The sequence below is a fragment of the uncultured Negativibacillus sp. genome, assembly GCF_944388365.1.
Lineage (GTDB): Bacteria > Bacillota > Clostridia > Oscillospirales > Ruminococcaceae > Negativibacillus.
This window is the reverse complement of record NZ_CALXIN010000112.1, coordinates 1-5374: the sequence shown is the minus strand read 5'-3', so window position 1 is coordinate 5374 and position 5374 is coordinate 1. Positions and strand designations below refer to the sequence as shown.

Here is a 5374-nt window from a genome sequence, read left to right as displayed (position 1 = left end):
AGGTAGGCGAGATGGACGAAAAGATCAAAGACGCCATCTGCCAGGCTTGTGATGAGATCATCGCTGGCAAGCTGCATGACCAGTTCCTGTGCGACCCAATCCAGGGCGGTGCAGGCACCACTGCAAACATGAACGCAAACGAAGTTATCGCTAACCGTGCAATCGAAATCCTCGGCGGCACCAAAGGCGACTACTCGATCGTTCATCCAAACGACCATGTAAACCGCGCTCAGTCCACCAACGACGTTTTCCCATCTGCTGCTAAGCTGACCGCAATCAAACTGCTGAAAAAAGCAATCGCTCAGGTAGAACGTCTGGAAGCTGCTCTGGCAGTTAAAGAAGAAGAATTCCACAACATCATCAAGATGGGCCGTACCCAGATGCAGGACGCAGTTCCGATCCGTCTCGGCTCTGAATTTGGTGCATACCGCAAAGCAATCAAACGTGACCTGGTTCGTCTCAACGGCGCTATGGAAGGTATGTACGCAATCAACATGGGCGGTACCGCTGTTGGTACAGCTCTGAACGCTAACCCAGACTATGTTAACGCTCTGGCTCCAGAACTTGCAAAGATCACCGGCCTGCCACTGGTAAAAGCTGATGACCTGGTTGACGGTACTCAGAACCTAGATGCTTATGCATACGTTTCTGCTTGCCTGAAGACCTGCGCAATCTCCTGCTCCAAGATGGCTAACGACTTCCGTCTGATGTCCTCCGGCCCACGCTGCGGCTTCCAGGAGATCAACCTCCCTGCAAAACAGAATGGTTCTTCCATCATGCCAGGTAAAGTAAACCCAGTTATCCCAGAGGTTATGTCTCAGGCTGCATTCTGCATCATGGGCAACGATGTCTGCATCACCAAAGCTGCTGAAGCTGGTCAGCTCGAGCTCAACTACGCAGAGCCAGTTCTCTACCACAAGCTGTTCGAATCCATCAATGCTCTGGCTGGTGCTGTTGAGACCTTCGTTGACAACTGCGTATCCGGTATCACTGCTAACGCTGATCGCTGCCAGGCTCTGGTTGACGGTTCCGTTGGTATCATCACTGCAATCTGCCCACAGGTTGGTTACCAGTTTGCTGCTGACATTGCTAAGAAAGCAATCAAGACCGGTCAGTCCGTTCGTGAACTGCTGCATGAGAGCGGCAAATTCACCGACGAAGAGATTGAGAAGATCCTCGACCCACATTCGATGGTATAATTGCTCCTGCAAGCAAAACAATACTTACAGCCCGAACCGATCGGTTCGGGCTGTTTTTTTATCGCTGCAATTTCTGGCGGCAGAGAAGGTTTTATGCTATAATATCGGTAACCATTCTGTCTGCATAGAGGAGGAAAAATAATGTGGAAATATCCTGACGACAACACCCGCCCCATTATCACCGCAAAGGCACATATTCATTCAGGACATGCAAACGAGATCCCCGCATTTCCCAAAACCGCCGTCCTCTTTTATATGAGCGGAGAGGAATACTTGCAGCAAAACTATCCCACCCACCTGCTGTGTGAAAAATTCCCGCGCTTTCTGCGCGCCTGTCCGGTCTATCAGTTCGATGCGGACAATCATTTCTGTTTTCTCGACGGCGGACGCGGCGCACCACAGGCGGTGGATACGTTGGAAATACTGGCTGCCCTGGGCGTCGAAAACGTGCTGAGCGTCGGGATGTTCGGCGCCTTTGGAGAAGAAATTGACAGTGGGGACATCCTCATCCCGCACAAAGCCTTTGTGGAGGAGGGCACTTCTCTGCACTATTATGATTCCATCGAGGAGGCTGCTCCCTCCTCCTCCCTGCATCGGCTGGCGATGGAAACCGTCAAGACAGCCAAATCGCTACCTATTGTTTCCTGCGATGCGGTCTATCGCCAAACCTTTTATAAGGAACAGCTCTGGCGGGACAAAGGCGCTGTCGGTGTGGACATGGAGACATCGGCGCTGTTCTCGGTGGGTGCATACCTTGGACTCAACGTGGTGTCCATCCTGATTGCCTCGGACAAGCATCCGCTGCATGAAGGAGACCCTGCTTGGGCGTGGACAATGACCCAGCAAAGCCGACACCAGTTTTTTGAACAGGCTTTGCAGATTGCAAGGAAGCTCTGATAGGAGGAAAGATGCATTTTCTGCTCCTTCTTCTTTTGATTCCTGTGTTCTATCTCCTGTGGTTAAACGGGATGCTGGTCATCAACTGCAAGCGGGCGCTGCTCTACCTCGATGTCAGAGCCGGCGTGCCAAACAGCCGCAAGGTCACCTTTTCCGGCTGCACAGATTACACCAGACGTGTCCTGCGCCTTTCCTGCAACTGCCGCTACCGCTTTACATTGTCCTGCAATGTGACCAAAGGAACGGTGCGGGCAGAAATTCACTGCAAGGGAGCCAATGCTCCGCTTTTGCTGGGCACAGAACATCCCTCCCAGCTGATGGCATCCGGACGCTGCGAGCTTGTCCTCTTCTTTGAGCAGGCGGACGGAACTCTCCAGCTGACATGGGAACGGGAAGAAAACAATGCACAATCATTCTGATTTATCAGGAGGTCATCTTATGTTTCAACAGCTTGTCGCCGTCGAACGACTCAACCTTACCCCAAATGCAAACGAGCAGTTTGCCAAACGCGCCGAAACCTTTGTCTTTTATGACGACATTCCTCAAACCGAGGAGGAGGTCATCCGACGCGCCAAGGATGCGGACGCCATCCTGGTCAACATCACCACCCAGATCACTGCCAACATCATCGAGCACTGTCCAAAACTGCGCTACATCGGGATGTGCTGCAGTCTGTATGACGAAGCCAGCGCCAGCGTAGATATCCGCTGCGCCAGAGAACACGGCATCACCGTCACCGGCGTCAGCGACTACGGCGACAAGGGTGTCGGAGAGTACGTCGTTTCCCAGCTTGCCGACCTGCTGCACGGCTTCCATGGCAAGCGCTGGAGCGACCGTCCGCTCGAGCTGACCGGCATTCCGGTGGGCATCATCGGCATGGGAGCAACCGGTCAGGTGGTTGCACGGGCGCTGCACTTCTTCGGTGCGGACGTCACCTATTACAGCCGCAGCCACAAGGCGCAGATCGAAGCAGAAGGCATCCGCTATCTGCCGCTGGAGGAGCTTCTCTCCAAAAATATCTGCATCTGCACCTGCCTGAACAAATTTGTCACCCTGTTAAACGAACCGGAGTTTCAGGCTCTTGGTAACCACAAGATTCTGTTTAACACCGGACTCACTCCCGCCTGCGACCTGAACGCCCTGAAAAAGTGGCTTGCACACGGAGACAACTACTATTTCTGCGACAGCATGATGGCGCTGGGCGATCCGTCGCTTCAGGAGATTGAAAATGTCAGCTGCTACGGCGGCTACTCGGGCGGCTCCTATCAGGCAATCGAGCGACTGACCGAAAAGTCGATTGCCAATATCGACCGTTTCTTGCAGACGAGGTAATGGAAAGCTTATGAACATCACCTGTCTTTCTCCCTCTAATCCCGTCGAGTTGGATTGTTTGGCTGCTCTGGCGCATCAGCTCTGGCCGCATCATTCTCCTGAGGAACTTGGAACCGAGTTTTGTTCCTTTCTTTCCTGCGGCGGCGCCGTATTTGCCGCCTGGGAGGAGGAACAGATGGTCGGATTTGCGCAGCGCTCGCTGCGCCACGACTACGTGGAAGGATGCTCCCACAGTCCCGTGGGTTATCTGGAGGGTATCTTCGTCCTGCCGCAGTACCGGCACCGCGGCATCTCCCGCCAGCTGCTGTCCTCCTGCGAAAGCTGGGCAAAACAACAGGGCTGTCTGGAATTTGCCAGCGACTGTGAGCTGACCAACGCAGACAGCCTGCATTTTCACCTTGCCTGCGGGTTTCAGGAGGCAAACCGCATCATCTGTTTTCAAAAAGAACTGTAAAAAGGAGAGGGATTTCCCTCTCCTTTTTGCATCGTTTATCGTCCCATCACCAGTTCTCCGCAGCAGCGGTAGTCGGTGTCGATCTGGTTTGCCAGCACCCGTGCTTTCAGGCGACGAGTACCACAGAGCGAATTCGGGGTTTCTTCGGAGACATCCAGATCCTCCGGCAGTACAAAGTGAACACACTCGACGCGGACATCGCGGCAACCAGGACCATCATGGGCGGGCAGTGTAAACGCCTTCATGCCGCGCGGATATTCCTCACCGTTGTCGTCCACCTCGGTCAGGATGATTGCCAGCGCAACGCGGCGCCCGGGACAGACGTCCTTGACCGTCAGGCTCAGCTCGACGATACGGCCCAACGACTCCAGCTCGACCTCACCCAGATCAACGACAGCCGTATCACGGCAGCCTTCCACCTCCAGGTCGATCGGCTTTGGACAGGGTTCTGGGCGGACGATGACGTCGCAGTCCACCATCAGACTTGGGTCAGGGAAGGAAACGATATTTCCTTCCTTGTCGCTGTAAGTGATCGAATCGTTCACCTTCTTGAGTCCGCCGGTGGCTGAGATGTGCTCAATGTCAAATTCCAGAATCGCGCTCTCGCTGCTGGAAACACCCAGCTGGGCAATCTTCCATTGCAGCGACTGCGGTCCTGTCTGCATGGCAGTTCCTTTATTCGGAGACATCATCGAAGTGATTCTGAAGTCGCTGTTGACCAGCTCATCAATCACAATTTCGGTGGCACCAGGTTTGGAAATGTTCTCTGCCAGCTCTTTGAAAAGTTCTTCCAGGTCGCTTGCGTCGGGTGTAATCGCCACATGGGTGACATCCGGATCGCTGGCCCACTCATTGAGGGCAGCGACGTCAATGCCATCGCTGCCGATCAGACCGATACAGTAGATCACTGCACCTGCCTGTTTGGCGGCAGCTGCGACCGGAGCCGGTGGAGAACCGGACGTCGTCTTGCCGTCAGTAAACATGACAATCACCTTTTGAGAGGCTGTTGTGCCGCTCAAAAGCTGGGAAGCACGGAAAAAGGCATCCGCATGGTTGGTGGAACCTCCGGCAGTCAGTGAATTGACCGCCTGTTTCAGGGTGCTCACCGAGGTAATGAGCTGCGTATTTGCAGTGGCGGTATCCGAAAAGCTGACAATCGCAATCCGGCTGCCGGAACCGATGTTTCCTCCGGTACCCTCGGTTGCCTCCGCAATAATGTCGATAAATGCATTGGCACCCGCCTTCATACTGGCAAGCGGTGTACCTTGCATACTGCCGGAACGGTCCAGCACCAGCACAATGTCAGCCGGATTTTGCAGGATATCCGGCGCCGCTGTGATTGCAAGCGAAACACGGGCAGTGCCGTCACAGCCGATCTGGGACACATCTACCTGTTTGTTGGAACTAATGATTCCCATATTCTCACGTATAATAAAACCATCTCGAAAGGGGTGGTTTTATTCATTCTCCTTTCCTCGAAAATTGGTTATAC

6 protein-coding genes are annotated in these 5374 nt (G+C 53.9%); 5 read left to right on the top strand and 1 reads right to left on the bottom strand.

The genetic code is table 11. The features are described from left to right. From Q0L39_RS10450 to aac(6'), 5 genes are all read left to right on the top strand, one after another. A partial coding sequence (locus Q0L39_RS10450) for an aspartate ammonia-lyase (RefSeq protein WP_296628983.1) occupies window positions 1-1199 on the top strand: 1199 nt, incomplete at its 5' end. A gap of 141 nt (window positions 1200-1340) precedes the next feature. Further along, window positions 1341-2096, top strand: coding sequence for a nucleoside phosphorylase (locus Q0L39_RS10445; protein WP_296628981.1), 756 nt, complete (start codon window positions 1341-1343; stop codon window positions 2094-2096). Between the two features lie 11 nt (window positions 2097-2107). Continuing rightward, the gene (locus Q0L39_RS10440; protein WP_296628980.1) at window positions 2108-2515 is read left to right on the top strand and encodes a hypothetical protein; all 408 of its coding nucleotides are present in this window, start codon (window positions 2108-2110) and stop codon (window positions 2513-2515) included. Between the two features lie 19 nt (window positions 2516-2534). Continuing rightward, complete coding sequence (locus Q0L39_RS10435; RefSeq protein WP_296628979.1) at window positions 2535-3428, top strand: NAD(P)-dependent oxidoreductase; 894 nt, start codon at window positions 2535-2537, stop codon at window positions 3426-3428. 10 nt (window positions 3429-3438) lie between these two features. Beyond that, a complete protein-coding gene (gene aac(6') / locus Q0L39_RS10430) occupies window positions 3439-3882 on the top strand; it encodes an aminoglycoside 6'-N-acetyltransferase (protein WP_296628977.1) in 444 nt (147 codons plus the stop codon). A 35-nt stretch (window positions 3883-3917) separates the two neighbouring features. Here the strand turns inward: aac(6') and Q0L39_RS10425 are convergent, their stop codons facing one another. Next, window positions 3918-5300, bottom strand: a complete 1383-nt coding sequence (locus Q0L39_RS10425) for a VWA domain-containing protein (RefSeq protein WP_296628976.1) — start codon at window positions 5298-5300, stop codon at window positions 3918-3920. Window positions 5301-5374 lie beyond the last annotated feature (74 nt).

Coding starts and splice junctions, on each gene's coding strand:
- Q0L39_RS10445 (WP_296628981.1), top strand. CDS start 1,341: ATGTGGAAATATCCTGACGACAACACCCGCCCCATTATCACCGCAAAG.
- Q0L39_RS10440 (WP_296628980.1), top strand. CDS start 2,108: ATGCATTTTCTGCTCCTTCTTCTTTTGATTCCTGTGTTCTATCTCCTG.
- Q0L39_RS10435 (WP_296628979.1), top strand. CDS start 2,535: ATGTTTCAACAGCTTGTCGCCGTCGAACGACTCAACCTTACCCCAAAT.
- Q0L39_RS10425 (WP_296628976.1), bottom strand. CDS start 5,300: ATGGGAATCATTAGTTCCAACAAACAGGTAGATGTGTCCCAGATCGGC.